Genomic DNA, 25,119 nt, shown 5'->3' on the forward strand with positions numbered 1-25,119 from the left:
CAGTTAAGCATATAAGGTATCCGAAGTCTATTAGGTCAAATCGTATTGTCTGGAGTAGCGACCATTGAGTAAAAAGACCAAAAGCGCAAAGAAAGGATTCTGGGAGCGGGCCAAAGAATCAGCGGCACAGCAACAGGCATTGGCAGAGCGTGAGAAAGCTGCAAAGCAAAAAAAAGGGACTGAAAAATCTCCCTCAACTCCATCCCTATCAGTTCCTTCTCCGCCAGTGGAAAAGACTCCTGAGGAGAAGCAGAAGCTCCACAAACTCGGCATTATTAAGACAGTGGTTCCTGCCTTAATAGGGGCACTTGCCGGATTCATTAGTTTTTTTAACATGGGGGATGGTACCGAATATCCCTGGCTTTCTATTATTCTGTTCGTGGCAATCTTCTCATACTATGCCCAGCGTATTATATATCCTATACTAGGGCTGGATATGAAAGAATTCGGTAAGAAGGACTGGTTCTATGTTGAGTTCATGACAATCATTTTCTGGCTTGTGGTCTGGACACTATTACTGAACCCTCCCCTTTGAACCATTTTTCAGGTGTGATCTCTATGAGGATAGCCATCGTTAAAAAAGACAGGTGCCAGTTCAAGAAATGCGGTCGCGAATGCATTCATTTTTGTCCCAGGGTACGTACCGGGGACGAGACCGTAGTTATCGGTGAGGATAGCAAGGCTGTAATATCAGAAGAACTCTGCGTAGGCTGTGGCATCTGTGTAAAGAAATGTCCTTTTGATGCAATCATGATAATCGGGCTGCCCGAGGAGCTGGACAACCCTGTGCACAGGTATGGACCCAACGGGTTTGCGCTCTACGGGTTGCCAACACCGGTACAGGGTAAGGTCACGGGTATCCTTGGCCAGAACGGGGTGGGAAAATCAACAACCGTCAATATCTTAAGTGGTATCATGATGCCTAACCTGGGTAAAGACAACACTACCTGGGATGAAGTGCTGGAGATTTATTCCGGCTCAGGTATGTACGATTATATGCAAGCCCTCTCGGAAGGTAATATCAAAGCTTCCCATAAACCGCAGTATGTGGATAACATCCCCAAAGCAGTGAAAGGCAATGTATCTCAATTGCTCAGTAAAGCCGATGAGCGGGGTATCATGGATGAAATGGCAAGCAAGCTTGAGATAGAGCATGTGCTGGGAAGGGACATTAAAGAGCTTTCCGGAGGTGAACTTCAAAGGGTGGCACTGGCTGCATGTGTGAGCAGGGAAGCTGATTTCTATTTCATTGACGAGATCAGTCCTTACCTTGACATTTACCAGCGCATCAATTCGGCGCGTATCATTCAGGAACTTGCAGAAACCAGTGCAGTGATGGTGATAGAACACGACCTGGCCCTCCTGGACCTGCTGGCAGATACCGTACATATCGCTTATGGTATTCCTGCAGGTTACGGAGTGATAACTCAGCCAAAAGGTGTGAGGGTTGCCATTAACCAGTACCTCCATGGATTTCTGGCTGAGGAGAACATACGATTGCGCACCGAAGCCATCGAGTTCGAGGAACATCCGCCGCGGGAGCAAAAAGCTATCCCTACTTTGCTTGAATTTGGCAGGTTCACCAAGAAATATGGCGAGGATGGATTTGAACTGGTAGTTGGAAGTGATACCATCGGCAGTGTAATAAAAAAGGGCGAGGTCATAGGTATTGTGGGACCCAATGGGATAGGAAAAACAACATTTGTGAAAATTCTGGCAGGTGACGAAACACCTACAACAGGCAATCTTGAGACTGAACTTACCATCGCATACAAACCCCAGTACTTGAAGGGCGACTATCCAGTTACCGTGAGGAGCTTTCTACGGGGTATTAACACCAAGTTCGATACCAGTTATTACCAGACCGAGATAATCAAGCCGCTGCAGCTGGACGGCCTGATGGACAGGACGCTGACTGAACTTTCGGGAGGTGAACTGCAGCGTGCTGCTATTGCTGCCTGTCTTGGCAAGAATGCTGACCTGTATATCTTCGACGAACCCAGCGCACACCTTGATGTGGAACAGCGTTCCCTGGCAACCAGGGTTATCCGCAGGTTCACAGAAAATAATAATGTGACTGCCATGGTAGTGGACCATGATATTTATTTGATTGATATGCTGGCCGAGAGGCTTGTAGTGTTTGAGGGAAACCCGGGAGTAATAGGAGAGGTCCACGGTCCCTTTAACATGCGTGAGGGTATGAACCTGTTTTTGAAGAACCTGAATATCACATTCAGGCGGGATGATGAAACCCGCAGGCCCAGGGTAAATAAAACAAATTCAAAGTTGGATAGACAGCAAAAGTCTGTGGGTGAATATTATTATGCTTTGGAATAGAATTAACTATTATTAATTAAAAAAATGATTGGCAATAAATTAAAATAACAAGTTTTATATAAGAAATTCTTATTATCAAATGTGGTGAGTATTGTTGGATTCAAAAGACATTAAATTCATATTGTCATTGATACTTCAAATTCCTGTATGGTTCACAGGTGTTTACTGGGGAATATACTGGATGTTCAACTGGATATTGGGTGCTAATGCCCATCCGGGTGAATCAGGACTGACCCGGATAGGAGGCACTATAATATGTGCATTACTGGTTTACGCAATTATGTGGTTCACATACGGTTTCCTGGCGTATTCATTCAACCTGCCAAAACCATTTTGTAAAAAAACGTGATGGTTAAAAGGTGAGACAAAAGTAAAAGAGATTCAATTATTGAATATATCGACTGGCAAAAATAAAAATGAGGGCAAGGGTATGAGTTTAAGAAAGCTGGTTCCGGGTGCGTTAACTATTCTGACACTGGTCTTTTTTTCAATCGGATTGATCACTTCTATGACAACGACCTTAATTATTGAAGAGGATTGCAATACCTGTCATCAAGGTAGGGAATTATCTGAACAGGCTGCAAATATACATGTGGCCGGTGGTCTTGTAAACAGGGATTGTACAAACTGTCATGAAAGTATTGAACTATCACATGGTGGTTTTGAACTGGACGAATGTGACCACTGCCATACTACCGACAGAGGCACGGCAATGGCATATACTGTATGCAGTTCCTGCCATGCAAAAGACCCTCATGAGGAAAAGATGTCTACGAACGAGTGTATGGTTTGCCATTCAACATGTTCGACATGTCACAATGTTGCGCAACCTACCCTTGCCGGGGGCAGACATCAGACCTTGCAGTGCGAAGGGTGCCATATTTATCACCTCTATAAACCCGAATGTACAAGCTGTCATATGAATGTAGTAGGATTGCATGAGAACGTGACTGATGTAGGTTATAGTACCCAGACATGTATTACATGTCATGGACCTGCACATGATCATACCGTTGCCCAGATCCAGGAAAAAGTTCAACGTGAGTATACATGGCATTATACTGAAGAGTAGGCAAAAACACATATGGTGAATTATTTATGGTTGATACGAGAAAGGTGATTGTTACAGTTATTATGCTGTTTTTCGTTTTGATTGCGGTATTTGTATTTATTGATGCATCTCATTTTGTAAGAAATAACAGTTTTTGCATGGTATGCCATGAAAAAGAATACGATTCCTACAATGACCCCGGGGATTCACTGGATTACGCCCATTCGCATTATGATATTTCATGTGCAGGATGTCATGAGGGACATGATCATGTGGCATACACGGGCCTTTTGACCAAAATGATGGTTCGTGACGTGCTCGGAACGCATCCTCCTGAGAACAAAGAGGATACTAAACTGGAGAATAAGGAACGATGTCTGGTATGTCATGAGAATTACAAGATAATACTGAATGATCGGCCGCTTGATCCCCATGCAAACGTAACTGACTGTGCATCATGTCATTCAGGCCACACACGAGGAATGCCTGAAAAAACATGTGCATCGTGTCATCCGATACCATTTACTTCATTAGAAGAGAAGGGGGGCAAGCATTCCAAGAAAGGTTGCGCATTCTGCCATCCATCACATGGTTATGTCATGGAATGCGTACAGTGTCATGGTTCATTCCATCAAGGGGTATTTGTGGATTGTAAAGAATGCCACAGCGACGCCCATAAACCTGCGGATATTGAATTCACCGAGGTGGCTATTAATAAAAGTCTGTGTATCAAATGTCATTACAATGTTAATGTAACTTTCAATGTACAACCATCGAAACACTCTAATCTGGACTGTATAATGTGTCATCCATCCCATGGCCAGAAACAGCAATGTTCCAAATGCCATAAACCGCATGGTGAGGAATCTACCCAGGCAGATTGTTTTGTTTGCCATAGAGGGCATACTCCCAGGAATGTAAAATATTCGGGCAATACACCGACATCATTATGCCTTGAATGCCATGAGCAGACCGGGAATAATTTATTGAATAGTAATACTCGGCATGCCCAGTTAAAATGTGTCAAGTGTCACCCTAACCACGCTCAGGTTCCGACCTGTATGGACTGTCATGGTACACCGCACACCAGTACCACAACTGATTGCAAACGATGCCACATTTCAGCACATGAATTATGGATTAAAGAATGAGGAGAGATGTAAATGATACCTGCAATATTAAAATCTGACGTGATTTTGTATTATGTGGCTGTGTTCTTTGGTATAATTGCCGTGACAATGTTGCTGATATTTATTCCTTTCAAGTCAGTTGCCACTCTGATGATGATGGTATCTGGATTGGGCATATTGAGCTTAGGTTTATTGATATTGTGTGTGGCGATACTATGGGATTTAAAGAAGAAATACCTTGATAAAGAGCATACTTCCGTCCATAATCACTGATTTCATGAACGTAAGTTGTTAGAACATGAGTTCCAGTGCTGCCTGCCCGGTCATTCCCTCTTGAATTCCCAGGTTTTGGGCAGCTGTTGTGGATTCTACCACAGTGGCCGCCAGCACATCATTAAAACTGCCGACACCAGTTACTTTTACGGCCACATCACCCAGACGCTCGGCTGTGTCAATGTGCAGGTAGCCGCACATGACAAAACCTTTTGGTGCCTTAATGACAAGCAATGGAGCATGTTCCATATCGATTTTCAACCCCACAGCTGTACCATTTTCAAGTTCGATGGGTTCAATGAGCATAGTTAATCCATCTTCTTGAGGTCAGTGGACTGGCAGGTCGGACAGGACAGTTTGGAGCCCATACCCTTGAATTTATTACCGCATGCATTACATTTATAACCTGACATTGCAGCACCACTCATGTCAACGCTATCCGCAGTACTCGAATCAACAAAACACATAGTAATTACCTCAATGAATAGAATTCTATTATAGGTTATAAAATTACTGCCTGTGTGCCAAACACTTATATACCCCTAATGTTATCATAACCGGAAAGTATAGATGATACCTTCACCAGCGGTTAAAGAAAGATCAGGCCTGACAATACTTATACCTTCATCCCTGACATCAGAGACAAGGGATGAGAGAATAAGGACCTACAAGGTCGGCCAGGTCGCGAGGGCAGCATCGGTGTTTCGGGTTGATAATATTATTATCTACCGGGATCCGCAGTTCGATGACAGCAGGTTCATAGACCTGTTACTGAGATATGCAGAAACTCCCCAATACCTGCGCAAACACCTTTTCCCGCTTCAGAAGGAGCTGAAGTACGCCGGAATATTACCTCCGTTGCGTACACCACATCATCCAACAGCATCAAAATCATCTGACCTGAACGATGGAGAATTCCGCGTTGGGGTCGTGGTCCCAGGACCAAAGAAGAGCGAGATAAAAGTCGGATCTGACACAATCACATGGGTCGATATCGGTATAGATAGCCCGGTTCCCCTCAAACCTTCCTCAAGGAAGGTGCGAATGGGTGAACGTGTCAATGTCAGGATCTTTTCGCGACGACCGATACAAGTTGAACTTGTAGAAACGGACAATATCCCTGTGTACTGGGGATACCGGACAGCAATTGTAGACAGCCTTGCAGGGGCACTGGATATCGTATCCGGACAGGATGCCCTGATATTGGCCACCTCACGGGAGGGCCGGGTACTTGATACCCGGTTCCTTGAGGAATTGGGCAGGCAAATAAGGTTAAAGTCTTATACTGTTGTTGTATTCGGTTCACCCAGGCAGGGCGTGGAGTCCATATTAGCAAGAGAGGGTACAGACCTCTCAAAATATCAGTGTGAATCACTGAATACCGTACCTGAACAAGGCACAGCCACTGTAAGGACAGAAGAAGCCGTGTGGGCCACACTGTCAATGCTGAACCTCGTCAGGTAAGGTTGGAAATAAATCGCGATAAATAGCATATTCCAGGAGATTAAGGAGGAAAACAATGGCAAACGTACACAGACCAAGGCGAGGTTCCCTGTCATTCAGTCCCAGAAAAAGGGCAAAGAGTCAGGTACCTACAATACGATCATGGTCCATAAGTGATGACGAACCCAAAATGGGCGGTTTTGCAGGATACAAGGTCGGCATGAGCCATGTGATAATGATGGATGATAAGCCGAAAAGCCTTACAGAAGGTATGGAGATATCAGTACCTGTAACGGTGCTTGAAGTACCTGCCATGAGGATTGCAGCCATCAGGGCCTATGGCAAGAAAGGACCATACGGTGTAAAGATACTCGGTGAAGCTCTATCCAATGACCTTGACCCAACATTGGACCGAAAAATGGTCCGGCCAAAGAAAGCCAAACCGGACAAAGCTCTTGCCAGTATGGAAAAACTGGTCGAGGAGGGAGCGGTGGAAAATATTCATGTAATCACGTATACATTACCATCTCAGATATCAGGAGTACCCAAGAAAAAACCTGATGTGATGGAGAACAGGATTGTTGGCGGAAACGTTGCTGCAAGGCTTGAATATGCCAAATCCATCCTTGGTAAATCGATTACTGTTTCTGATGTTTTTAATTCAGGCGATATTGTGGACACATCTGCCATCACCACTGGCAAGGGTACTCAGGGACCTGTTAAAAGATGGCATATCAATTTGATGAAAAGCAAGCACAGCAGGCAGGGAAGTCTCAGGCAGGTAGGTACACTAGGACCCTGGAATCCATCCAGGGTGAGCTGGAGGGTACCTCAACTGGGCCAGACTGGCTATCACCAGAGGACAGAATATAATAAACGTATCCTCAAGATCGGTGGGAACGGTGAAGAAGTAACTCCTGCGGGCGGGTTTTTAAATTATGGAGAAGTGAATGGCGAATACCTGCTCATTAAGGGCAGTGTACCTGGTCCTAAAAAGCGACTTATCAGGTTAAGACCGGCTATAAGGTCTGAGATCAAGAACGTTGGAGCGCCACAGATTTCACATATCAGTGTGGAATCCAAACAGGGGTGAGATAGATGAGCAAGGCAAAAATCATGGATTTAACAGGTGCACAAAAAGGTGAAATTGAGCTCCCTGAAGTATTTGATGAGATCTACAGGCCAGACCTGATCAAAAGGGCAGTACTGGCTGCTCAGGCAAACAGGTTACAGGCTTACGGTCCTACCCCTTATGCCGGTATGCAGACATCGGCAGATAATGCGGGTCCAGGCAGAGGTTCTGCCCGGGTACCAAGAATACAGAACGGTAACAGGGTTGCCCGGATATCCCAGGCAAGAGGCGGCAGGAAAGCCCATCCACCAAAGGTGGAGAAAGATTACTCTGAGAAGATCAATAAGAAAGAACGCTTAAAAGCCATCAATTCGGCAATAGCGGCCACTGGCAATGTTGAACTGACAAAGCAGCGCGGGCACAGGTTCGATGCAGAACTGCCTATCGTTGCTGTGGATGAGTTCCAGGATGTACAGACCACAAAAGACGTTGTAGGCTTCATGGAGACCATCAACGTGTTCCAGGATGTCATGCGTGCCAAGAACGGCAAGCACATCAGGGCAGGCGGCGGTAAAAGACGCGGTCGGAAATACAAGAGACCCAAGAGTCTGCTTATCGTGGTAGGCCAGGATAACGGCATCGTACGGGCAGCACGAAATCTGCCTGGAGTGGATGTGGTAATGGTCAACAAGCTGAATGCAGAACTGCTGGCACCAGGAACCCACGCAGGCAGGTTGGCCATCTGGACAGAATCTGCCATACGGGCACTGGGGGGGGTGGCGTAGATGTCTGCCATAAAACATCCCTTTGTCACAGAAAAGGCAACCTATCATATCGAGGACAATAATAAGTTGCAGTTCATAGTGGACATTAAGACTACCAAGTACCAGATAAAGCGGGAGATAGAAGCACTCTATAACATCCCCATTATCAGCGTGAATACCATGATAACAATGAAAGGCAAGAAAAAGGCCATCGTATCCTTTGAAGGCAGTACCACTGCTGGAGAGCTGGCCTCAAAACTTGGTATATTCTAAGGAGAGGTGAAAGGTATGGGAAAGAGAATAATCTCACAGAACCGAGGAAGAGGGTCACCCACGTACCGGGCACCCTCCCACAAGTTCAAAGCTGAACTTAAACATATTAAGGTAGACAAAGACCAGACAGTCACAGGGGATGTCATCGAGATTTTGCATGACACTGCCCGTTCAGCCCCTATTGCGAGGGTGAAACTTGATAACGGGGAAGAACGACTGATACTCGTCCCTGAGGGTATTTCTGTAGGACAGCAGATCTCATGCGGGATATCTGCCGAGGTCAAGCCAGGTAATACATTACCCCTGGGCGAGATACCTGAAGGCGTGCTGGTATGTAACATCGAGAACAGGCCGGGAGACGGTGGACAGTTTGCCCGCTCAAGTGGTGTGTATGCTGTACTGGTTGCCCATGATGTGGGCAAGAGTGTAGTGCAGCTTCCAAGTGGTGTAATGAAGTGGCTGAGCCCATTGTGCAAAGCTACCATTGGTGTGGTGGCAGGCGGCGGCAGGACCGATAAGCCATTTGTCAAAGCAGGAAAGAAGTATCATAAGCTCAAAACAAGGGCTACAAAGTATCCCCGGGTACGTGGCGTGGCAATGAACGCCATAAACCACCCATTCGGTGGCGGTGGTTGGCAGCATCCAGGAAGACCCACAACGGTGAGTAGAAGGACACCACCGGGCCGGAAGGTCGGTTCGATAGCTGCAAGACGAACAGGAAAGAGGTGAGAAGGTATGGCAAAGAAAACATCCACCAAACTCCCAAAGAGAAAAGGTGAATATACTTATCGCGGAAAGACCGTTGATGAGCTAAAGACATTAAGTACGGAAGAGTTTTCCCAACTTATACCTGCAAGACAGCGCAGGACAATAAAACGCGGGCTTAGCGATGAACATAAAAAGATAATGCAAAAGATCAAGGAAGGCGAGACCGATATCAGGACGCATCGAAGGGATATGATCATTCTTCCTGAAATGGTAGGTCGTAATCTGGAAATATACAATGGTAAGAGCTTCGAGAAGATCGAGGTCATACCAGAGATGATGGGACACTATTTCGGTGAGTATTCCATGACCCGAAAGCGCGTGAGCCACGGTTCAGCCGGTGTTGGTGCTACCAAGTCCAGCAAGTTCGTACCCTTGAAGTGATGGAGGAAAAAGGATGTCAAGAATTCAATATTCAGTTCAGGCAGACCCGGAAACTACATCCACTGCAATGGGTCATGAATTACATATATCACCCAGGCATTCCAGGGAGATATGCAGGGCTATCAAGGGTATGAAGAGCGAACGTGCAAAACAGTACCTTAAAGAGGTTGCTGCCCTTAAAACGGCAGTTCCGTTCAAGCGACATAATGACAGTATGGGACACCGCAGAGGTCCCATGGCCGCGGGAAGGTACCCCCAGAAAGCTGCAAAGGAATTTATCAAAATACTGGTGAATGCAGAGGCTAACGCCGAATATAAGGGGCTTGACCCCCAGCATATGAAGATCAGTCACATTTCAACCAAACAGGGACGTGTGATACATGGTTATATGGCCAGGGCACGGGGTAGCTCTTCACCCAAGAACACTGAAACCGTGAACATAGAAGTAGTACTCCAGGAGGTGCAGTGAACATGGGAGTTGAGAGAAAGTTCGTACAGGACGGGCTTACCAAAGCAATGATCAACGAGTATTTCACCAAACAGCTCGAGCGTGCCGGATATGGTGGAATGATCATGAACCGCACACCCATGGGCACCCAGATAACTCTGTTAGCAGAGAAACCGGGAATGGTCATAGGTAAAGGTGGAAAGACCATACAGCGTCTTACCCGGGATATGTCATATCTCTTCAACGTGGACAATCCACAGATAGAGGTACAGGAAGTTAAAGTACCTGAACTCAATGCTCAGATGATGGCAAACCGCCTGGCAAATGCCCTCGAAAGAGGATGGTATTTCCGGAAGGCCGGGCACAATATGCTTAGCCGTATCATGGAATCCGGAGCACTGGGCTGCCAGATCATAATTTCCGGAAAACTTACCGGTCCCCGTTCAAGGATTTCCAAGATGGTCGACGGTTACATTAAACATGCAGGTAAGCCAGCTGAAGAGCTGGTAGATACTGGTTATGCCATGGCAGTGAAAAAACTGGGCGCAATCGGTTGCTGTGTACGCATCGTACCTCCTGGCACAGTACTTCCCGGCAAGTTCCATATGCTCAAAGAGACTGCTCCTGTGGCACCTGAAATTGCTGGACCTGAGGCAAAGAAAAGCATAAAAGAGGTAGTAGAAAAGGCTCCTGATAAAAAGAAGGCTGAAATGACTAACCTCAGACAGGTCGGCAGTATATGGGAGCACAGGCATGATGATATGGACTGGCATCCTATGTCCAGGCCACACGATGCACCCGCAACTGCCAAACCAGAAAAGGTTGGTGAGGCAAAGTCTTCAAAAGGGACCAGTGTGGGTGACGAGATACCAGCTAAACCATTGGCTGGAACTGTCGCACAGCCAGAGAGTGAAAAATTGGTTAGTGAGCAGACACGCATGAACAACGATGTTGAAGAGCACAAGCATGAAGGCTACGATTACTGGCATCCGTCCAAAAGGGTGCACAAGGCAGACGGGGATGATGAGTAATGGCCATACTGCGAGTGGATGAGATACGGAACATGAGCCGCGAGGAGAGGCTGGATGAACTGGATACTCTCAACGCTGAACTCATAAGGGAACGTGCCATTGCTTCTGCTGGTGGTGCACCTGAAAATCCGGGCCGCATTGGAGAGATACGCAGGACCATTGCACGGGTCATGACCATTCAGAATGAAATTGGTGAATAATTAGAGGTTATACATGCAGATAACACCCCAAAACCTCATCCACCATGAATTGATAGGGCTTGAGGCTGAGGTGGTGGGTTGCACCAATTCTGCTCAAATAGGAATAAGAGGAAAGGTGATTAACGAAACGAGAAACACGATACGCATTGATGTGGGTAACAGGTGCGTTAAGACCGTACCCAAATCCCATACTCAATTCATGTTCACAATACCCGCAAGTGATGGTAGACGTTACCTGCCAGTCACGAGCGTGTGGGTTAAAGTGGATGGAACTTTATTGCTCTCACAACCCGAAAATCGCATTCAATCAAAGTTCAAGAAAACTATCAGGCGGAGAATAAATCTCTGAAATACAAATATTGAGGTATATAATAATGACACGAAATATAGGGCTGGACGTCGACGCTCCTTCAGAGGAGTGCATTGACATCAACTGTCCTTTCCATGGTACATTATCCGTAAGGGGCCAGGTTTTTACCGGGTCGGTAGTGGCCAGTAAAATGGATAAGACAGTTGTAGTGAAACGGGTTTTCGAGAAGCTCATCCCAAAATATGAGAGACTCGAAAAGAGACAATCAAAGATTCATGCCCATAACCCCCCATGCATTGATGCAAAAGAGGGAGATGAGGTAAAGATTGCAGAATGCAGGCCATTGAGCAAGACCAAGACCTTTGTTGTGATCGAGGTGACGAAATGAGAGGTATGAAAGCAAATATACCACGTGCCTTGAATGCAGGTGCCAGGCTTGACTGTGTTGATAATACAGGTGCCAGGCAGGTAGAGATCATATCTGTGAAGAGATATCGTGGTGTGAAGAACAGGCATCCCAAGGGTGGCATAGGTGACATGCTGGTGGTCAGTGTTAAGAAAGGCACGCCAGAGATGCGCAAACAGATAATGAAAGCCGTCGTAGTGCGGCAGAAGAAAGAGTTCAGGCGACCGGACGGACTGAGAGTATCTTTTGAGGATAATGCTGTGGTTATCACGGATGATGAAGGCATACCTAAAGGTACAGAGATTAAGGGTCCTGTGGCCCGGGAAGCTGCAGAGCGGTTTACTAAGATCGCATCAGTTGCTTCAATTATAGTGTAAGGTGTTGCCATATGAAGATAAAATCAACACAACCAAGAAAACAGAGAAAAGCTCGTTATAATGCAACGTTGCATCAGCGCCAGAAATTGCTGAGCGCTTCCCTGTCACATGAGTTGCGTGCAAAGTATAACAGACGCAACCTGCCTGTCAGGGAAGGAGATACTGTCATGGTCATGCGAGGGGATCACACTGGTACTGAAGGAAAGGTGGAACTGGTAAATTTAAAACACACTACTATTGTTGTGGAAGGTGTAAGTGTACCAAAAGCAGATGGCACTGAAGTACCCAGACCTGTACATCCATCCAATGTAATGATTACCAAGCTTAATCTCAGTGACGAAATGAGAGAACTGACACTATCACGAGGAGGCGAAGAACAGTGAGCAGACATCTTAAAAGAATCGCTTCTCCAAAGAGTTGGCCTGTATCCAAGAAGACAAATATCTGGATCACCAAATCCAATCCAGGACCCCATTCTGGTAAACAAGCACTACCCCTGGGAGTCCTTTTAAGGGATCTCCTGAAACTGGCAGATAATTCGAGGGAAGTCAAACGAATTTTACATGAAGGCAATGTGCTGGTTGATGGTATCGTAAGGAGAGATCATAAATTCCCTGTGGGTGTCTTTGATGTTATCCAGATTCCAAAGCTTGCGATAAGTTACAGGATACTCCTGGACCCTAAAGGCAGGTTAACGGTCAATAAGCTGGATTTGGAAAATCCAAAGAAACCCTGCAAGATACTGAACAAAACCACGGTAAAAGGCGCAAAGGTACAATTGAACCTTCATGATGGAACAAATATCATTGCCAGTAATGACTACAAGTCTAACGATACGGTCATCTTGAATATACCTGATAAAAGTATTCACAAGCATATCAAGTACGAAAATGGTAATAAGGCAGTCATCACAGGGGGTACCCATTCAGGGGAACTTGCCAGTATCACTGATATTAAGAAAGTGCGCAGTAGCAGGCACAACATGGTCTTGCTTACGCGGGATGATGGTACTGATTTCGAGACTATCGAAGATTATGTGTTCGTTGTTGGAACTGATAAACCAGAATTCAATCTGGGAGGTGTTGTCCGTGAGTGAAAGTAATGTAATGAGGACGCCAAGGGTCGATAAACTCACAGTCCATATTGGTGTGGGTGAGAGTGGTGATAACCTCAACAAAGCTGAGGATATCCTCAATACGATTGCCCACCAGCAAGGGGTAAGGACCATGGCCAAGCGAACATTTCTGGCGTTCCATATAAAGAAGCATGAACCTATTGGCTGCAAAGTTACCTTGAGGGGTGAATTGGCAGAGAGTTTCCTGAGGACCAGTCTTGGCATCATTGAGAACCAGTTAAAAGAATCACAATTCGATAAAACCGGCAATTTCAGTTTTGGGATTGAAGAACATACTGACTTCCCTGAAATGAAGTATGACCCCAATATCGGAATTTATGGTATGGATGTAACCGTATCCCTGGTCCGACCCGGGTATCGGGTTAGCAGGCGCAGAATACAAAAACAAAAGGTTCCAAACCGCCATAAGTTAACCAAACAGGATGCCATTGCCTATGTTAAGGATGCATATGGCGTGGAGGTGCTGGCATGAATCAAGATACAGTAGCCCAAAATGAACATAAGTTCGGCCGGGGTGCTAATGAATGCAAGAGATGCGGCCGGAAACAGGGACTTGTAAGGAAATATGGAATATACCTGTGTCGTCAGTGTTTCAGAGAAGTTGCTCCCGACATGGGATTTACTAAGAATTCATGAGGTGAAAAAATATGGTATTATTAGACCCACTGGCAGACGCCCTCTCCACAATGAAGAATGCTGAGAGCACAGGTAAGTCCCACTGCATCATTCATCCTGCCTCCAAATTGATCGGAAATGTACTGAAGGTCATGCAGGATATGGGATATGTGGGACAGTACGAGTTCATTGATGACGGCATGGCCGGTATGATCAAAGTGGAACTTATTGGAAAGATAAACAAATGCGGAGTCATAAAACCCAGATCAGCAGTTGGGTACAGAGACTTTGAGAAATGGGAGAAACGCTACCTCCCGGCAAGTAATTTCGGTGCACTGATACTGACTACACCAAATGGTGTGCAGTCTCAACATGACGCCAGGGCCCAGACGGTTGGCGGCCAGTTGCTTGCATACGTGTATTGAGGTGTGACAGAATGGCAAAGGAGATAAAAAGAGCCGTGGAAATCCCCGGTGAGGTGAAAGTGGTGATGGAGGGCAGTATGTGTACTGTAACAGGTCCAAAAGGCACCATTTCCCGCTCACTCTGGTATCCCGGTATCATTATAGAACTGGTTGATAACCAGATTACGGTGGATTCACCCAATCCGAGGAAAAAACAGCAGGCCATGATCGGTACCATTTCGTCCCACATTAACAATATGGTACGAGGTGTCACTGTTGGATTTTCCTATACTATGAAAATGGTATATTCTCACTTCCCTATCCAGTTGAAAGTTGAGGGTGGTGCCCTGAATATCGGGAATTTCCTTGGCGAGAAAAAGCCGAGGAAGGCCAGGATAATGGGAGAGACAAAGGTGGATGTTAAAGGAGATGAGGTAGTGGTAACCGGTATCAACATTGAAGATGTTGGTCAGACCGCTGCTAATATCCAGCAGGCGACCAAGATAAAGAGATTTGACCCAAGGGTATTCCAGGATGGAATATATGTGGTGGAGAAAGCGAGAGCGTAGGTGATTGTAATGAAAGATGCGATAATCGAAGAATTCACTTCACTCAAAGGGGTCGGCGAATCCAAGGCTAAGGCTCTGTATGAAGCAGGATATACTTCATTTGAGGACCTGAAAAAAGCCACAGTCGAGGAGTTATCTGAAATCAAAGGGATAACGAAGGCACTGGCTGGGCAGATATTGGATGAAGTGTCTCATTTCATAGATGAAGTCAATGCTGAAGAGGAATTGGAAGAAGAAGTTGAGAAAAATACGGAACTTATCCCAACTGCAGAACTTGAGATGGGACCTGAATCAAAGAGGCTTCTCAATGTCAGGAAGAGGCAGAAACTCAAGAAACCACACTTTGTCCAGACTGACCAGCATAAGAAAAAGAAATTAAAGGATACCTGGAGAAAGCCAAGAGGACTGCATAATAAGAAACGGCAATATATCCTTGGCAAAGGTGAGATCGCACGAGTCGGATATGGAAGTCCTGTTGCAGTAAAAGGACTGCATCCGTCAGGCTTTGAGGAAGTACTCTTATCCAGGGCCCAGGACCTTGACAATGTTGATCCGGCCACGCAGGCCGTTCGTATTGCAAGGACCGTAGGACAGCGAAAACGCATAGATATTGTGAAGAAAGCACAGAGCTTGGGACTGAAGATACTCAATCTACCATATCAAGAGGAGGTGCAGTGAAATGTCAGACCTCAAGAACCAGAAGAAAATTGCAGCAAGTGTGCTGAAAGTCGGGGTGAACCGGATCTGGCTCAACCCTGAAGCAGCAGGCGACATTGCTAATGCTATCACCCGTGAAGATATAAGAGGACTTATTTCCAGCGGTGCTGTAAAAGCCAGACCTGTGAAAGGCGTGTCCAGGGGACGTGCCCGGAAGGTAGATGTCAAAAGGGCATACGGACATCGCAAAGGTCACGGTTCAAGAAGTGGCGCCAAAGGCGCACGCAATCCCAGAAAACAGCAATGGATCACGAAGATACGTGCCCTGAGGAAAAAGTTACGTGAACTGAAAACTGACGGTACGCTGGATAAATCGGCTTACTGTACCATGCGCCGCAAGGCAAAAGGTGGCGTGTACAGGAACGTGGCACACATGGAAGCTCATATTGAATCCATTGAACATACGGAGACGTGATGATACATGGCAACAGGACCTAGATACAAAGTAGCATTCAGACGTAGAAGAGAAGGGAGGACCGATTATCATCAGCGGCTCAAATTGTTGGTGTCTAAACAGGCCCGGGTAGTAGCACGCAGGAGCTTGAAACATATGAAGCTCCAGCTGGTAGTACCAAAGCCTGAAGGCGACCGGACTTTAGTTCATGCTGATTCTACCGAACTCGGTAGTTATGGTTATACCGGTCCCACGGGAAATACTCCATCAGCATACCTTACAGGTCTGCTTTTCGGATATAAGGCTCAAAAGGCCGGATATGAGAACGCAGTGCTGGATATGGGACTTCAGGTTTCATCAAAAGGCAGCCGGATATATGCTGCCCTGAAAGGCATTGTGGATTCTGGTCTGGATGTACCCCATAATCCCGAGATATTTCCTGGTGAGCCCAGAATAAGGGGCGAAGAGATAAAGGAATATACCGGGATTGATATCCCTGCCATGTTCGATGAGACCCTGGCAAAGATCAAAAATGAATTTGGGGAGGATTAAACAATGGCATATGGTTATGAAACAGAATGGATTCCCAGGACAAGACTGGGAACGCTGGTTAAAGAAGGCCAGGTTACCTCAATGGAGGAGGCACTGCAATCAGGTCTTCCTATCAGGGAACCACAGATCGTGGATGCACTTCTTCCTGAACTGAAAGAAGAAGTCCTGGACATTAACATGGTCCAGAGAATGACCGACTCTGGTCGGCGAGTAAAGTTCAGAGCCGTAGTGGCTGTAGGTAATGAAGATGGTTTTATCGGTATGGGCCAGGCAAAGGACGCACAGGTCGGGCCTGCAATACGCAAAGCTATTGACATTGCCAAGCTTAATATTTCAGGAGTGAAGCGAGGTTGCGGTTCTTGGGAATGCGTTTGCGGGACTGAGCATACTGTTCCTTTCGAGGTTGAGGGTAAAGTGGGTAGTGTCAAGGTGATATTGAAACCTGCTCCACGTGGCTTAGGACTGGCTGCAGGAAAGACTGCAAAGACGGTTATGCAACTGGCAGGTATCAAGGATGTCTGGACCAGGACCGAGGGTCAGACCAGGACCACCCTGAACTTTGCCAAAGCTACTTACGAAGCGCTGAAAAGAACAGCAGTAATACGTACCAGGGGTGCAAAGTAATGTACACGGTAGTGCGGCTTAGAAGTACGGTAAATACCAGGCCAGAGATAAGGGATACTCTTAAGATGCTCAGGTTGAACAAGGTCAATCATTGTGTTGTCCTGAATGAGAATCCCCAGAACAAAGGCATGATACTGAAGGTTAAGGATTACGTGGCATGGGGCAATATCACCCCGGAAGCTCTGGCCCAGTTAATGCATAAAAGGGGCGAATTGAAGGGCGGTGCACGGTTGACAAACGAGTATGTGAAGGAGAATACATCATTCACTGATATTGATGCCCTGGCACAGGCCATCCATGCAGGTAATGTTTCCGTAAAGGATGTACCGCAGCTTAAACCGCTGTTCAGGCTTCACCCTCCCAGAAAAGGACACAGGGGTATAAAGAAGAGTGTAGCTGAAGGTGGAGTTCTGGGCTATCATGGCGATGATATAAATACTTTACTTCACAAGATGAGGTGATTTACATGAAAAAGAATGTATCCAAATTCAGAGGTTCACGGACATGCGGAGGAGGTACTTCCAAGAACCGGCGTGGCGGTGGCAGCCGTGGAGGTCGTGGCAATGCAGGTGGATGTAAACACCATTTTGTGCGCAACTACCTCAATGGACTTGCTTATGGAAAACACGGGTTCAAACGCCCGCAAAAGATGTTAATCTATACGCCCATAGTGAATGTCGGTGAACTGGACGAACTGGCTGAACAGCTGGTATTAGATGGTCAGGCGCAAAAGGAAGGCGACATGTACCATATTAATCTGGCAGAACTGGACATTGATAAGGTGCTTGGTGGCGGCATGGTAACTAAATCCATAGTGCTGACTGTTTCACAATGCAGCGAGAGGGCAAGGTCCAAATTGGAAGAGGCCGGGGGTAGCGTTGTGGAATATATATCGTCGAAAATGGAACAACTTCCAGAACCAAAAGAACCTTTGGAACTGGCTGATGAATAAAGCGACTGATATGTGAGATCGGAATAGAAAACAATAATGTTAAATTATTGTTTTACTATTCAATTATTCTAATATAACACAGGTGCATCAGATGACCTTCAAGGATACTATCGAACCATTTTTAAAAAAATTGCCTGCAGTATCTAGACCTGAAGGGCATGTGCATTTTAAGAAGAAACTGGGCTGGACTATAGGTATATTGTTACTCTATTTTGCCCTGTCCAATATTCCTCTTTTTGGCATGTCCTCAGAATCCATAGATTTGTTTGAACAATACAGGGCATTCTTTGCCGGGGCTTCGGGCTCGCTTATGCTCTTGGGTATAGGTCCGATCGTTACTGCTTCTATCGTGTTGCAGTTGCTGGTTGGTGCGGATGTTATCAAGATGGACCTGAGTGATCCGCAGGACCAGGCTATCTTCCAGGGCGCCCAGAAGTTGCTGGTGTTTGTTATGATAGTGCTGGAATCTTTGCCCCAGATACTTGGCGGGTATATCCGTCCGGATATCGGTCTGGCAACGATGTTTTCAGCGGATTTCAACCTTTCATCGGCAGGCGGGATGAACCTGGTGGTCTTCATAATCTTTATCCAGATCTTCATTGGCGGTACCCTGGTGCTGTTTATGGATGAAGTAGTATCCAAATGGGGTATCGGTTCAGGCGTCGGCCTGTTCATTGTTGCAGGTGTGGCCCAGCAGATCGTCACGGGTCTTTTCAGTATTACCAGACCTGGTGGGTCTGGCAGCGCTCCTGTGGGGCTGCTGCCAAAATGGTTGTTTTTCACTACTGATGTGGGATTGGGTAACTTACTGGCAGACAATGCGTTCCAGAACGTGTTCATTGAAGGCGGTATACTGGCATTGTTCAGTACAATATTGATATTCCTCATGGTAGTGTACGTTGAATCAACCCGTATCGAGATTCCATTGGCGCATAGTGCAGTGAGAGGTGCAAGAGGCCGGTTTCCTGTCAAGCTCATATATGCCAGTGTACTTCCCATGATCCTGGTCAGAGCATTGCAGGCCAATATCCAGATGATAGGTCTGCTGCTGTTCAATAAGGGAATTACCATATTTGGCGAGTTCAGGGGTAGCACTGCAACCAGCGGACTCATGTATTACTTATCACCGCTAAACAGTCCAAGGGACTGGATACCCAGTCTGGTGAGCCAGAATTTTGCAGACCTCAATACCCAGTATGCCAATACCACAGGATTCTCTCCTGTGGATGTGCCTGCTACCTGGCAGATAGGCGTGCATGTGCTGGCAGATGCTGCAATGTTGATCATTGGTGGAATCATATTTGCCCTGTTCTGGGTGGAGACCACTGGTATGAACGCTAAAAATACCGCAAGCAAGATACATAATTCAGGTATGCAGATACCAGGATTCCGCCGCAACGTAGATAGTATCGAACGGGTTATGAACCGTTATATCCCAAGAGTTACCATTATCGGTGGTGCATTTATCGGTTTATTGACACTGGTGGCAAGCCTGTTGGGCACGCTGGGAGGCGCAGGTGGTACCGGGCTGTTGCTGGCTGTGAGTATCGTGTACAGGTTGTATGAAGACCTGGCATCGGAACAGATGATGGAAATGCATCCGATGATGAGACAATTCCTGGGAGGTACCTGAAACAATGGTCAATCTTGTATTGCTGGGTGCGCCTGGGGCAGGAAAGGGCACCCAGGCAATGAAGATATCCCAGCTGTACAATATACCGCATATATCCACCGGAGATATTTTGCGGAACAATATTGAACGAGGTACCAAACTTGGCCTTCAGGCAAAGGAATTCATGGACCGCGGAGAACTGGTACCAGACAGTCTACTGATAGGGATCATCGAGGACAGGTTATCCGAACCTGATACAGATAATGGATTCCTGCTCGATGGTTACCCACGGACCATTCCACAGGCTCAGGCATTGGGAGATATCATGAACCATATGGAAAAGGAGCTGGATGCGGTGATCGATATTGAAGTACCTGATGGGGTCCTGGTAAAAAGACTGGCAGGCAGAAGGATGTGTCGATGTGGTGCCAGTTATCACGTTATTTTTAACCCACCTGAATTGGACGGGAAATGTGACCTTTGTGGGGGGGAACTGTACCAGAGGGATGATGATGCCGAGGATGCGGTAAAGACCCGGTTGTTTTCTTATTATGGCCTGACCTACCCCTTAATTGATTATTATAATGAGAAAGGATTATTAAAGTCCGTGAGTGGCAACGGAAATGTGGATGATATATTTAATGAGATTAATAGCGTAATAGAACTGATTTTGTAACAGGATTTAGATATGTCAAATATGAACTGGAAACAAATACTGGATAGAGCCGCACTGACGCTTGGTTTTGGAATGATGTTCGGAATCATCATATTAGGGGAAGGTTTCAGGATACAGGTAGGGCACGCGGTTGAAATTATGCTTGGACCCCTGCCAGAGATGCTGCCTTTCCACATTATGCTGTTCGTCATGGCTGCAATTACCGGCCTGTATGCTTCACTTATACAGAAATATACTATGGACTGGGAACTGATGCGTCGGGTACAGGACCAGATGAAGCGTTTCCAGCAGGAATTCAGGGAGGCCCAGGTGGCAGATAATCAGGCTAAACTGAAGAAACTCGAAGCACAGCGGTCCGTCATGATGGAAGACCAGATGAAGATGAGCAAACAGCAGTTCAAGCCCATGGCATATATCAGTATTATCTCGCTGCCCCTGTTCATGTGGGCGTACCTGTTCATTAGCCAGCATCCGAATCCCACGTTGGTCTTCCCCTTTTGGGGTGAGAAGATACTGACCGGATTTGCACTTGGTCCTATCCAGTACTGGATATACTGGTACTTTATTTGCAGTATGCCTGTAAGCCAGATAATACGTAAGAGCCTGAATATAGGCGGCGTTTAAACATGATAATTACGATCAGCGGCCCTCCGGGCAGTGGTAAGAGTACTCTGTCAAATACCATTGCTGAGCATTTTAATCTCAATCTTGTGTCATCGGGCGATCTGTTTCGTGCTATGGCAAAAGAGCGTGGTGTAAGCCTTGAGGAGTTCGGGCATATTGCTGAAGTAGACCCTGCCATTGATAATGAGATTGACAGGCGTCAGGTAGAAATGTCGAAAACAGGCGGAAATTATCTTTTCGAAGGCAGATTGTCGGGAATGTTAAATGATGCAGACCTGAAGATCATGCTTAAGACCGATGTTAATGTCAGAGCACGGCGGATTGCAGACCGTGAAGATATTTCTATAGTTCAGGCCCTGCATGAGACCGTTGAGCGGCAGGAAAGCGAGGCTAAGCGGTATAAGGAATATTATGATATTGATATAAGCGACCTGATACCTTATGACCTCGTGCTGGAATCAAGTGTCTGGGACAAAGAAGCAACAGCAATAGTGGCAATTACTGCGATAGAATCTATGAAAAAGAAGGAGTTGAGGGGGTAAATGGAATATCGACTGCCTGCTGATATCGAGCGGGAATTGAAGGAGAAGGTGGAGGAAACCACTGACCCTGAACATGGATTCCTGCCAAATAAGCGCCCTATAAAGGAACATATCAATAACGGGGTCATTAACCTGGATAAACCATCAGGTCCCACCAGCCATGAAGTAGTATCGTGGGTGAAAAAGATACTGGACCTGCCCAGGGCAGGACATGGCGGAACACTGGACCCTAAAGTTACGGGACTGCTCCCTGTAATGCTTGGTGATGCCACAAAGTCGGTGGGTGCCTTGATGAGTGCAGGTAAAGAATATATATGTTTAATGAAATTACACTCCACCGTAAAAAAGACCGCCCTCATGAAGGTTGTCCAGGAATTTACCGGTCCTATCTACCAGAAACCTCCTATCAAATCAGCAGTAAAGCGCGAGGTCAGGATACGTACTATCTATTATCTTGAGATACTGGAGATCGAAGGTACCAATGTGCTGATGCGCGTTGGCTGCGAGTCCGGCACGTATATCAGGAAATTGTGTCATGATATGGGTGCGGCATTGGGTACCGGTGCTCACATGCAGGAGTTGCGGCGTACCCGCAGCGGACCGTTCAGGGAAGACGACAGCACGATAACGCTGTTCGACCTGAAGGATGCGATGGTGATATACCAGGAGTCCGGGGACGAGAGCGAATTGCGCCGGGTTATAATGCCGAAGGAAATGGGTCTTGTGCATCTTCCCCGTATGATAATACGGGATAGTGCTGTGGACGCCATCTGCCACGGGGCCAGTTTGGCCGCGCCTGGTGTGGTGAAGATCGATACCGGTATTGATCCCGGTGACAGGGTACTGGTCTTGAGCATAAAGGGTGAGGCAGTGGCGCTGGCAGATGCCCTGCTGGACACGGATGCTGTGTTGGAGGCCCAAACGGGTATGGTGGCTGACACCAAACGGGTACTGATGCTTGAAGGTACCTATCCAAAGGGCTGGACAGCGAAGACAGAAAACAGAGATAAGGCTGACTGAAGAACTGTCAGTCAAATGCAACATACGACACCAAAATGCCGAGGTAGTCTAGCGGTAGGGCGCAAGCCTGGAAAGCTTGTGGGGCTTAGCCCCTCGGGAGTTCGAATCTCCCCCTCGGCGTCTAATTATTTATCTGTTATCGTTATATTTTATATAACGAAACGTTTTTAAATATATAACGATATGTACAATTTATATGTACGATTTGAGCCATGTATTCACGAAATCAAATCTTAAGATCCTCAGACTTTTAAAAAAGGAAGAGGGGTTATATATCAGGGAGATTGCAGAAATACTTGCAATATCGCCTTTTTCTGTCCATAATTCGTTCAAGTTATTTAAAAAATTGGGATTTTTCGAGGAAAAGAAAGTCAAAAACAGGAAAACAATCTATCTGGTCAGGGATAATCCTATACTTAAAAAAATATTTTCGTTGATAAATATTTCAGACTTGTCAGGGAATGAAAGCTTTAAAAAGCTGAAAAAATCAGGAAAAGTGGGGGTTTACGGTAGTTTTGCATCGGGAGAGGATACTAAAGAGAGCGACATTGATCTATGGTTCTATAAGCAGGAAAATGTTTCAAATATTGAACTAAGAGAAATCACCAGGGAGATTGAGAAAGACTTTGGGATGGAAGTAAAACTCCTGGTTTTACATGATTCAAAGATAAAGGATATCATGGAAAATGACCCTGAATTTTTTTACCGGTTGAAATTGAGTTCAATAGCGGTAAATGGTGATGTGTTTGGCTGAAATTGAAAGATGTTTCAATAAGGGGTTATTGCAAAAGCGCGGTCAGAGTATCGATTTGGCCAGAAAGAGTATAAAGCAGGCTGATATATTTCTCAAGGATGCAGGGAAATTAATTGATTCGGACATGACCCGAATGGGTGTACTTGCTCTGTATAATGCGTATTTTCATGCAGCAAGGGCATTACTTTTTAAAGATGGAATAAAAGAGAGAAGTCATTTTTGTGTGGCAAGGTATGTGGAATCGGAGTATGTTTTGAAAAATAGGCTTGATAAGAAGTTTGTTTTATTTCTCGATTTTTTGCGGGATATGAGACACACTACCCAGTATTCTTTGGATTTTGTAGAGGTTGATGAGGATTTGAATATTATCTATTCCACTTGCCTTGAGTTCATTGGAGAAATGGAAAAACTCATCGAATGATTGTAATTGTAGTTATGGTGTTCTTATATGCATTGGAAAAACGGTGAGGTAGTCAAGCGGTAGGGCTTGGTTCCACCGGGAGTTCGAATCCCCAGTGATGCCCACAGGATTCGTCCCGGCAGCCGGCACCTACCAGGGGACGTGGGTATGGGGCTACAAGGATGTCAATGGGCAAACCGCTACCTCTTACATCGGACCGGTGATCCTTGCCACACGCGGCACTCCGACCACGGTGACGTACATCAATAACCTGGGCTCTATGCCTACCAATGTTCAGGCCTGGGATACCTCCACAGACCGGACGCTGCACTGGGCCGACCCGCCTGGCCAGGGTCACCAGATGACAAATTATACCGGTCCTTCAAGGTCCTGTCAAGCCACCGGTAACGTACGAGCGGGGCTGGAAGGACACTGTGATCATGTACCCGGGTGAAGTGACACGAATCATGGTGAGGTGGGCGCCGACTGATATCCCAGTTGGTGGCGTAGCAGGCAATCCTGCAACACTGCATTTCCCCTTCGATCCCAATGGCGGCCACGGTTACGTATGGCACTGTCACATTATCGACCACGAGGACAATGAGATGATGCGACTTGATAGTGTAGTTTTGAATCCTGCAGCTCCCGCGCCTGATTCAAGACCATTGCAAAAAGGGATTAACTACGAGGAAACCATAAAATATCGAGAGGGTGTTCCCCTCTCACTTATGTTATTCTGAACATTATAAATATAATAATATATTCAAAATACACCTGAAAAAAAATGGTACCTAAAAGTTATTATATAATTGTGACTTTGAAAATGACCTTTAACTTTGTGTCTATAGTAACAGTCATACAGTATTTTATCAAGAATTTTTCCAGCACTAAAACCGGTGATTACCATGATCTTTTGATTTAGTGTGAATAGAAAGTATTATTATAATGAATAAGAATACAATTTATTGGAGTAAAACTATGACTGAAGTAACTGTTAGTGAAATTAGAAGAACTGTTGCTACATCTTTGGGGACCGCTTTTGGAATTGTAATCGGTATGATCTGGACCCAGGTCGTACTTTCAGCTTTTGCCACCGGTGGAATACCTTTAACTGCAGTTGGGGGAACATGGACTCAATGGAGCTATTTTGTGATTACTGCTGTCGTTGTAACATTATTATGTGTTATTGCGATCATAATGCTGGGGAGATGGGGAGGAAAACAATAATAGTCTTTTAAAATTAGTATGGGTAACATCATTATTCA

At 46.0% G+C, this 25,119-nt stretch carries 42 protein-coding genes and 1 tRNA gene; 41 read left to right on the top strand and 2 right to left on the bottom strand.

Annotated features, from left to right (window positions below; genetic code table 11):
• Positions 1 to 64 precede the first annotated feature (64 nt).
• From K0A89_00340 to K0A89_00365, 6 genes are all read left to right on the top strand, one after another.
• Entirely contained in the window at positions 65 to 535 is a 471-nt protein-coding gene (locus K0A89_00340; GenBank protein MBW6516941.1) for a hypothetical protein, read from the top strand.
• A gap of 23 nt (positions 536 to 558) precedes the next feature.
• Entirely contained in the window at positions 559 to 2,337 is a 1,779-nt protein-coding gene (locus tag K0A89_00345) for a ribosome biogenesis/translation initiation ATPase RLI (protein ID MBW6516942.1), read from the top strand.
• A gap of 94 nt (positions 2,338 to 2,431) precedes the next feature.
• On the top strand, positions 2,432 to 2,686 hold the full coding sequence (locus K0A89_00350; protein MBW6516943.1) for a hypothetical protein: 255 nt from the start codon (positions 2,432 to 2,434) through the stop codon (positions 2,684 to 2,686).
• An 81-nt stretch (positions 2,687 to 2,767) separates the two neighbouring features.
• The gene (locus K0A89_00355; protein ID MBW6516944.1) at positions 2,768 to 3,409 is read left to right on the top strand and encodes a hypothetical protein; all 642 of its coding nucleotides are present in this window, start codon (positions 2,768 to 2,770) and stop codon (positions 3,407 to 3,409) included.
• A 26-nt stretch (positions 3,410 to 3,435) separates the two neighbouring features.
• Positions 3,436 to 4,539: a cytochrome c3 family protein gene (locus K0A89_00360; GenBank protein MBW6516945.1), complete on the top strand. Its 1,104-nt coding sequence runs from the start codon at positions 3,436 to 3,438 to the stop codon at positions 4,537 to 4,539.
• A 12-nt stretch (positions 4,540 to 4,551) separates the two neighbouring features.
• Positions 4,552 to 4,791, top strand: a complete 240-nt coding sequence (locus K0A89_00365) for a hypothetical protein (GenBank protein MBW6516946.1) — start codon at positions 4,552 to 4,554, stop codon at positions 4,789 to 4,791.
• Positions 4,792 to 4,809: 18 nt separating this feature from the next.
• Here the strand turns inward: K0A89_00365 and K0A89_00370 are convergent, their stop codons facing one another.
• Both K0A89_00370 and K0A89_00375 read right to left on the bottom strand, forming a co-directional pair.
• Positions 4,810 to 5,097, bottom strand: coding sequence for a DUF1805 domain-containing protein (locus K0A89_00370; protein ID MBW6516947.1), 288 nt, complete (start codon positions 5,095 to 5,097; stop codon positions 4,810 to 4,812).
• 2 nt (positions 5,098 to 5,099) lie between these two features.
• Positions 5,100 to 5,219: a hydrogenase maturation nickel metallochaperone HypA gene (locus K0A89_00375; protein ID MBW6516948.1), complete on the bottom strand. Its 120-nt coding sequence runs from the start codon at positions 5,217 to 5,219 to the stop codon at positions 5,100 to 5,102.
• A gap of 142 nt (positions 5,220 to 5,361) precedes the next feature.
• Here K0A89_00375 and K0A89_00380 point away from each other — a divergent pair, with 142 nt between their 5' ends.
• The 35 genes from K0A89_00380 (at position 5,362) to K0A89_00550 (ending at position 25,081) form a co-directional block, all read left to right on the top strand.
• The gene (locus tag K0A89_00380; protein MBW6516949.1) at positions 5,362 to 6,255 is read left to right on the top strand and encodes an RNA methyltransferase; all 894 of its coding nucleotides are present in this window, start codon (positions 5,362 to 5,364) and stop codon (positions 6,253 to 6,255) included.
• Between the two features lie 55 nt (positions 6,256 to 6,310).
• Positions 6,311 to 7,327, top strand: a complete 1,017-nt coding sequence (locus K0A89_00385; protein MBW6516950.1) for a 50S ribosomal protein L3 — start codon at positions 6,311 to 6,313, stop codon at positions 7,325 to 7,327.
• 5 nt (positions 7,328 to 7,332) lie between these two features.
• On the top strand, positions 7,333 to 8,091 hold the full coding sequence (gene rpl4p, locus K0A89_00390; GenBank protein MBW6516951.1) for a 50S ribosomal protein L4: 759 nt from the start codon (positions 7,333 to 7,335) through the stop codon (positions 8,089 to 8,091).
• A complete protein-coding gene (locus K0A89_00395) occupies positions 8,092 to 8,343 on the top strand; it encodes a 50S ribosomal protein L23 (protein MBW6516952.1) in 252 nt (83 codons plus the stop codon). It begins immediately after the preceding gene.
• A gap of 15 nt (positions 8,344 to 8,358) precedes the next feature.
• On the top strand, positions 8,359 to 9,072 hold the full coding sequence (locus K0A89_00400) for a 50S ribosomal protein L2 (protein ID MBW6516953.1): 714 nt from the start codon (positions 8,359 to 8,361) through the stop codon (positions 9,070 to 9,072).
• 6 nt (positions 9,073 to 9,078) lie between these two features.
• Positions 9,079 to 9,492 carry a 30S ribosomal protein S19 gene (locus K0A89_00405; GenBank protein ID MBW6516954.1) on the top strand — a complete coding sequence of 138 codons (414 nt, stop codon included), beginning with the start codon at positions 9,079 to 9,081 and terminating at the stop codon, positions 9,490 to 9,492.
• A gap of 13 nt (positions 9,493 to 9,505) precedes the next feature.
• A complete protein-coding gene (locus K0A89_00410; GenBank protein MBW6516955.1) occupies positions 9,506 to 9,961 on the top strand; it encodes a 50S ribosomal protein L22 in 456 nt (151 codons plus the stop codon).
• 2 nt (positions 9,962 to 9,963) lie between these two features.
• A complete protein-coding gene (locus K0A89_00415; protein MBW6516956.1) occupies positions 9,964 to 10,971 on the top strand; it encodes a 30S ribosomal protein S3 in 1,008 nt (335 codons plus the stop codon).
• The gene (rpmC, locus tag K0A89_00420; GenBank protein MBW6516957.1) at positions 10,971 to 11,171 is read left to right on the top strand and encodes a 50S ribosomal protein L29; all 201 of its coding nucleotides are present in this window, start codon (positions 10,971 to 10,973) and stop codon (positions 11,169 to 11,171) included. Before K0A89_00415 ends, rpmC begins: the two co-directional genes overlap by 1 nt.
• 13 nt (positions 11,172 to 11,184) lie before the next feature.
• Entirely contained in the window at positions 11,185 to 11,520 is a 336-nt protein-coding gene (locus K0A89_00425) for a ribonuclease P protein component 1 (protein MBW6516958.1), read from the top strand.
• Positions 11,521 to 11,545: 25 nt separating this feature from the next.
• Positions 11,546 to 11,869: a 30S ribosomal protein S17 gene (locus K0A89_00430; protein MBW6516959.1), complete on the top strand. Its 324-nt coding sequence runs from the start codon at positions 11,546 to 11,548 to the stop codon at positions 11,867 to 11,869.
• Positions 11,866 to 12,264 (top strand): 50S ribosomal protein L14, encoded by a 399-nt coding sequence (gene rpl14p / locus K0A89_00435; protein ID MBW6516960.1) that lies wholly within the window; start codon positions 11,866 to 11,868, stop codon positions 12,262 to 12,264. The genes K0A89_00430 and rpl14p overlap by 4 nt, the downstream gene beginning before the upstream one ends.
• A gap of 17 nt (positions 12,265 to 12,281) precedes the next feature.
• Complete coding sequence (gene rplX, locus K0A89_00440) at positions 12,282 to 12,647, top strand: 50S ribosomal protein L24 (GenBank protein MBW6516961.1); 366 nt, start codon at positions 12,282 to 12,284, stop codon at positions 12,645 to 12,647.
• On the top strand, positions 12,644 to 13,360 hold the full coding sequence (locus tag K0A89_00445; protein ID MBW6516962.1) for a 30S ribosomal protein S4e: 717 nt from the start codon (positions 12,644 to 12,646) through the stop codon (positions 13,358 to 13,360). Before rplX ends, K0A89_00445 begins: the two co-directional genes overlap by 4 nt.
• Entirely contained in the window at positions 13,299 to 13,871 is a 573-nt protein-coding gene (locus tag K0A89_00450) for a 50S ribosomal protein L5 (protein MBW6516963.1), read from the top strand. Before K0A89_00445 ends, K0A89_00450 begins: the two co-directional genes overlap by 62 nt.
• A complete protein-coding gene (locus K0A89_00455; GenBank protein ID MBW6516964.1) occupies positions 13,868 to 14,035 on the top strand; it encodes a 30S ribosomal protein S14 in 168 nt (55 codons plus the stop codon). The genes K0A89_00450 and K0A89_00455 overlap by 4 nt, the downstream gene beginning before the upstream one ends.
• A gap of 11 nt (positions 14,036 to 14,046) precedes the next feature.
• Complete coding sequence (locus K0A89_00460) at positions 14,047 to 14,439, top strand: 30S ribosomal protein S8 (protein ID MBW6516965.1); 393 nt, start codon at positions 14,047 to 14,049, stop codon at positions 14,437 to 14,439.
• 11 nt (positions 14,440 to 14,450) lie between these two features.
• Complete coding sequence (locus K0A89_00465) at positions 14,451 to 14,987, top strand: 50S ribosomal protein L6 (GenBank protein MBW6516966.1); 537 nt, start codon at positions 14,451 to 14,453, stop codon at positions 14,985 to 14,987.
• 9 nt (positions 14,988 to 14,996) lie between these two features.
• Complete coding sequence (locus tag K0A89_00470) at positions 14,997 to 15,665, top strand: 50S ribosomal protein L32e (protein ID MBW6516967.1); 669 nt, start codon at positions 14,997 to 14,999, stop codon at positions 15,663 to 15,665.
• A 1-nt stretch (position 15,666) separates the two neighbouring features.
• Positions 15,667 to 16,119, top strand: coding sequence for a 50S ribosomal protein L19e (locus K0A89_00475; protein ID MBW6516968.1), 453 nt, complete (start codon positions 15,667 to 15,669; stop codon positions 16,117 to 16,119).
• Between the two features lie 6 nt (positions 16,120 to 16,125).
• The gene (locus K0A89_00480) at positions 16,126 to 16,650 is read left to right on the top strand and encodes a 50S ribosomal protein L18 (protein ID MBW6516969.1); all 525 of its coding nucleotides are present in this window, start codon (positions 16,126 to 16,128) and stop codon (positions 16,648 to 16,650) included.
• Between the two features lie 3 nt (positions 16,651 to 16,653).
• The gene (locus K0A89_00485; GenBank protein ID MBW6516970.1) at positions 16,654 to 17,274 is read left to right on the top strand and encodes a 30S ribosomal protein S5; all 621 of its coding nucleotides are present in this window, start codon (positions 16,654 to 16,656) and stop codon (positions 17,272 to 17,274) included.
• Positions 17,274 to 17,735, top strand: a complete 462-nt coding sequence (locus K0A89_00490; protein ID MBW6516971.1) for a 50S ribosomal protein L30 — start codon at positions 17,274 to 17,276, stop codon at positions 17,733 to 17,735. Before K0A89_00485 ends, K0A89_00490 begins: the two co-directional genes overlap by 1 nt.
• Positions 17,736 to 17,740: 5 nt before the next feature.
• Positions 17,741 to 18,226 (top strand): 50S ribosomal protein L15, encoded by a 486-nt coding sequence (locus K0A89_00495; protein ID MBW6516972.1) that lies wholly within the window; start codon positions 17,741 to 17,743, stop codon positions 18,224 to 18,226.
• 91 nt (positions 18,227 to 18,317) lie between these two features.
• Positions 18,318 to 19,859 (top strand): preprotein translocase subunit SecY, encoded by a 1,542-nt coding sequence (secY, locus tag K0A89_00500; protein MBW6516973.1) that lies wholly within the window; start codon positions 18,318 to 18,320, stop codon positions 19,857 to 19,859.
• A 4-nt stretch (positions 19,860 to 19,863) separates the two neighbouring features.
• On the top strand, positions 19,864 to 20,514 hold the full coding sequence (locus K0A89_00505) for an adenylate kinase (GenBank protein ID MBW6516974.1): 651 nt from the start codon (positions 19,864 to 19,866) through the stop codon (positions 20,512 to 20,514).
• Between the two features lie 12 nt (positions 20,515 to 20,526).
• Positions 20,527 to 21,138 carry a DUF106 domain-containing protein gene (locus tag K0A89_00510; GenBank protein MBW6516975.1) on the top strand — a complete coding sequence of 204 codons (612 nt, stop codon included), beginning with the start codon at positions 20,527 to 20,529 and terminating at the stop codon, positions 21,136 to 21,138.
• A 2-nt stretch (positions 21,139 to 21,140) separates the two neighbouring features.
• Positions 21,141 to 21,680, top strand: coding sequence for an AAA family ATPase (locus tag K0A89_00515; protein ID MBW6516976.1), 540 nt, complete (start codon positions 21,141 to 21,143; stop codon positions 21,678 to 21,680).
• The gene (locus tag K0A89_00520; GenBank protein MBW6516977.1) at positions 21,681 to 22,700 is read left to right on the top strand and encodes an RNA-guided pseudouridylation complex pseudouridine synthase subunit Cbf5; all 1,020 of its coding nucleotides are present in this window, start codon (positions 21,681 to 21,683) and stop codon (positions 22,698 to 22,700) included.
• A 37-nt stretch (positions 22,701 to 22,737) separates the two neighbouring features.
• A tRNA-Ser gene (locus K0A89_00525) sits at positions 22,738 to 22,820 on the top strand.
• A gap of 76 nt (positions 22,821 to 22,896) precedes the next feature.
• Positions 22,897 to 23,454: a nucleotidyltransferase domain-containing protein gene (locus tag K0A89_00530; GenBank protein ID MBW6516978.1), complete on the top strand. Its 558-nt coding sequence runs from the start codon at positions 22,897 to 22,899 to the stop codon at positions 23,452 to 23,454.
• On the top strand, positions 23,447 to 23,875 hold the full coding sequence (locus tag K0A89_00535; GenBank protein ID MBW6516979.1) for a HEPN domain-containing protein: 429 nt from the start codon (positions 23,447 to 23,449) through the stop codon (positions 23,873 to 23,875). Before K0A89_00530 ends, K0A89_00535 begins: the two co-directional genes overlap by 8 nt.
• Positions 23,876 to 23,972: 97 nt before the next feature.
• A complete protein-coding gene (locus tag K0A89_00540) occupies positions 23,973 to 24,308 on the top strand; it encodes a hypothetical protein (protein MBW6516980.1) in 336 nt (111 codons plus the stop codon).
• Positions 24,295 to 24,594 carry a hypothetical protein gene (locus K0A89_00545; GenBank protein MBW6516981.1) on the top strand — a complete coding sequence of 100 codons (300 nt, stop codon included), beginning with the start codon at positions 24,295 to 24,297 and terminating at the stop codon, positions 24,592 to 24,594. The genes K0A89_00540 and K0A89_00545 overlap by 14 nt, the downstream gene beginning before the upstream one ends.
• Positions 24,595 to 24,799: 205 nt before the next feature.
• A complete protein-coding gene (locus tag K0A89_00550) occupies positions 24,800 to 25,081 on the top strand; it encodes a hypothetical protein (GenBank protein MBW6516982.1) in 282 nt (93 codons plus the stop codon).
• Positions 25,082 to 25,119 lie beyond the last annotated feature (38 nt).

Source organism: ANME-2 cluster archaeon (assembly GCA_019429385.1).
Lineage (GTDB): Archaea > Halobacteriota > Methanosarcinia > Methanosarcinales > Methanocomedenaceae > Methanocomedens_B.

Coding starts and splice junctions, on each gene's coding strand:
- K0A89_00345 (MBW6516942.1), top strand. CDS start 559: ATGAGGATAGCCATCGTTAAAAAAGACAGGTGCCAGTTCAAGAAATGC.
- K0A89_00355 (MBW6516944.1), top strand. CDS start 2,768: ATGAGTTTAAGAAAGCTGGTTCCGGGTGCGTTAACTATTCTGACACTG.
- K0A89_00360 (MBW6516945.1), top strand. CDS start 3,436: ATGGTTGATACGAGAAAGGTGATTGTTACAGTTATTATGCTGTTTTTC.
- K0A89_00365 (MBW6516946.1), top strand. CDS start 4,552: ATGATACCTGCAATATTAAAATCTGACGTGATTTTGTATTATGTGGCT.
- K0A89_00370 (MBW6516947.1), bottom strand. CDS start 5,097: ATGCTCATTGAACCCATCGAACTTGAAAATGGTACAGCTGTGGGGTTG.
- K0A89_00375 (MBW6516948.1), bottom strand. CDS start 5,219: ATGAGTGGTGCTGCAATGTCAGGTTATAAATGTAATGCATGCGGTAAT.
- K0A89_00380 (MBW6516949.1), top strand. CDS start 5,362: ATGATACCTTCACCAGCGGTTAAAGAAAGATCAGGCCTGACAATACTT.
- K0A89_00385 (MBW6516950.1), top strand. CDS start 6,311: ATGGCAAACGTACACAGACCAAGGCGAGGTTCCCTGTCATTCAGTCCC.
- rpl4p (MBW6516951.1), top strand. CDS start 7,333: ATGAGCAAGGCAAAAATCATGGATTTAACAGGTGCACAAAAAGGTGAA.
- K0A89_00395 (MBW6516952.1), top strand. CDS start 8,092: ATGTCTGCCATAAAACATCCCTTTGTCACAGAAAAGGCAACCTATCAT.
- K0A89_00400 (MBW6516953.1), top strand. CDS start 8,359: ATGGGAAAGAGAATAATCTCACAGAACCGAGGAAGAGGGTCACCCACG.
- K0A89_00405 (MBW6516954.1), top strand. CDS start 9,079: ATGGCAAAGAAAACATCCACCAAACTCCCAAAGAGAAAAGGTGAATAT.
- K0A89_00410 (MBW6516955.1), top strand. CDS start 9,506: ATGTCAAGAATTCAATATTCAGTTCAGGCAGACCCGGAAACTACATCC.
- K0A89_00415 (MBW6516956.1), top strand. CDS start 9,964: ATGGGAGTTGAGAGAAAGTTCGTACAGGACGGGCTTACCAAAGCAATG.
- rpmC (MBW6516957.1), top strand. CDS start 10,971: ATGGCCATACTGCGAGTGGATGAGATACGGAACATGAGCCGCGAGGAG.
- K0A89_00425 (MBW6516958.1), top strand. CDS start 11,185: ATGCAGATAACACCCCAAAACCTCATCCACCATGAATTGATAGGGCTT.
- K0A89_00430 (MBW6516959.1), top strand. CDS start 11,546: ATGACACGAAATATAGGGCTGGACGTCGACGCTCCTTCAGAGGAGTGC.
- rpl14p (MBW6516960.1), top strand. CDS start 11,866: ATGAGAGGTATGAAAGCAAATATACCACGTGCCTTGAATGCAGGTGCC.
- K0A89_00450 (MBW6516963.1), top strand. CDS start 13,299: ATGTGTTCGTTGTTGGAACTGATAAACCAGAATTCAATCTGGGAGGTG.
- K0A89_00455 (MBW6516964.1), top strand. CDS start 13,868: ATGAATCAAGATACAGTAGCCCAAAATGAACATAAGTTCGGCCGGGGT.
- K0A89_00460 (MBW6516965.1), top strand. CDS start 14,047: ATGGTATTATTAGACCCACTGGCAGACGCCCTCTCCACAATGAAGAAT.
- K0A89_00465 (MBW6516966.1), top strand. CDS start 14,451: ATGGCAAAGGAGATAAAAAGAGCCGTGGAAATCCCCGGTGAGGTGAAA.
- K0A89_00470 (MBW6516967.1), top strand. CDS start 14,997: ATGAAAGATGCGATAATCGAAGAATTCACTTCACTCAAAGGGGTCGGC.
- K0A89_00475 (MBW6516968.1), top strand. CDS start 15,667: ATGTCAGACCTCAAGAACCAGAAGAAAATTGCAGCAAGTGTGCTGAAA.
- K0A89_00480 (MBW6516969.1), top strand. CDS start 16,126: ATGGCAACAGGACCTAGATACAAAGTAGCATTCAGACGTAGAAGAGAA.
- K0A89_00485 (MBW6516970.1), top strand. CDS start 16,654: ATGGCATATGGTTATGAAACAGAATGGATTCCCAGGACAAGACTGGGA.
- K0A89_00490 (MBW6516971.1), top strand. CDS start 17,274: ATGTACACGGTAGTGCGGCTTAGAAGTACGGTAAATACCAGGCCAGAG.
- K0A89_00495 (MBW6516972.1), top strand. CDS start 17,741: ATGAAAAAGAATGTATCCAAATTCAGAGGTTCACGGACATGCGGAGGA.
- secY (MBW6516973.1), top strand. CDS start 18,318: ATGACCTTCAAGGATACTATCGAACCATTTTTAAAAAAATTGCCTGCA.
- K0A89_00505 (MBW6516974.1), top strand. CDS start 19,864: ATGGTCAATCTTGTATTGCTGGGTGCGCCTGGGGCAGGAAAGGGCACC.
- K0A89_00510 (MBW6516975.1), top strand. CDS start 20,527: ATGTCAAATATGAACTGGAAACAAATACTGGATAGAGCCGCACTGACG.
- K0A89_00515 (MBW6516976.1), top strand. CDS start 21,141: ATGATAATTACGATCAGCGGCCCTCCGGGCAGTGGTAAGAGTACTCTG.
- K0A89_00520 (MBW6516977.1), top strand. CDS start 21,681: ATGGAATATCGACTGCCTGCTGATATCGAGCGGGAATTGAAGGAGAAG.
- K0A89_00530 (MBW6516978.1), top strand. CDS start 22,897: ATGTACGATTTGAGCCATGTATTCACGAAATCAAATCTTAAGATCCTC.
- K0A89_00540 (MBW6516980.1), top strand. CDS start 23,973: ATGCCCACAGGATTCGTCCCGGCAGCCGGCACCTACCAGGGGACGTGG.
- K0A89_00545 (MBW6516981.1), top strand. CDS start 24,295: ATGTACCCGGGTGAAGTGACACGAATCATGGTGAGGTGGGCGCCGACT.
- K0A89_00550 (MBW6516982.1), top strand. CDS start 24,800: ATGAATAAGAATACAATTTATTGGAGTAAAACTATGACTGAAGTAACT.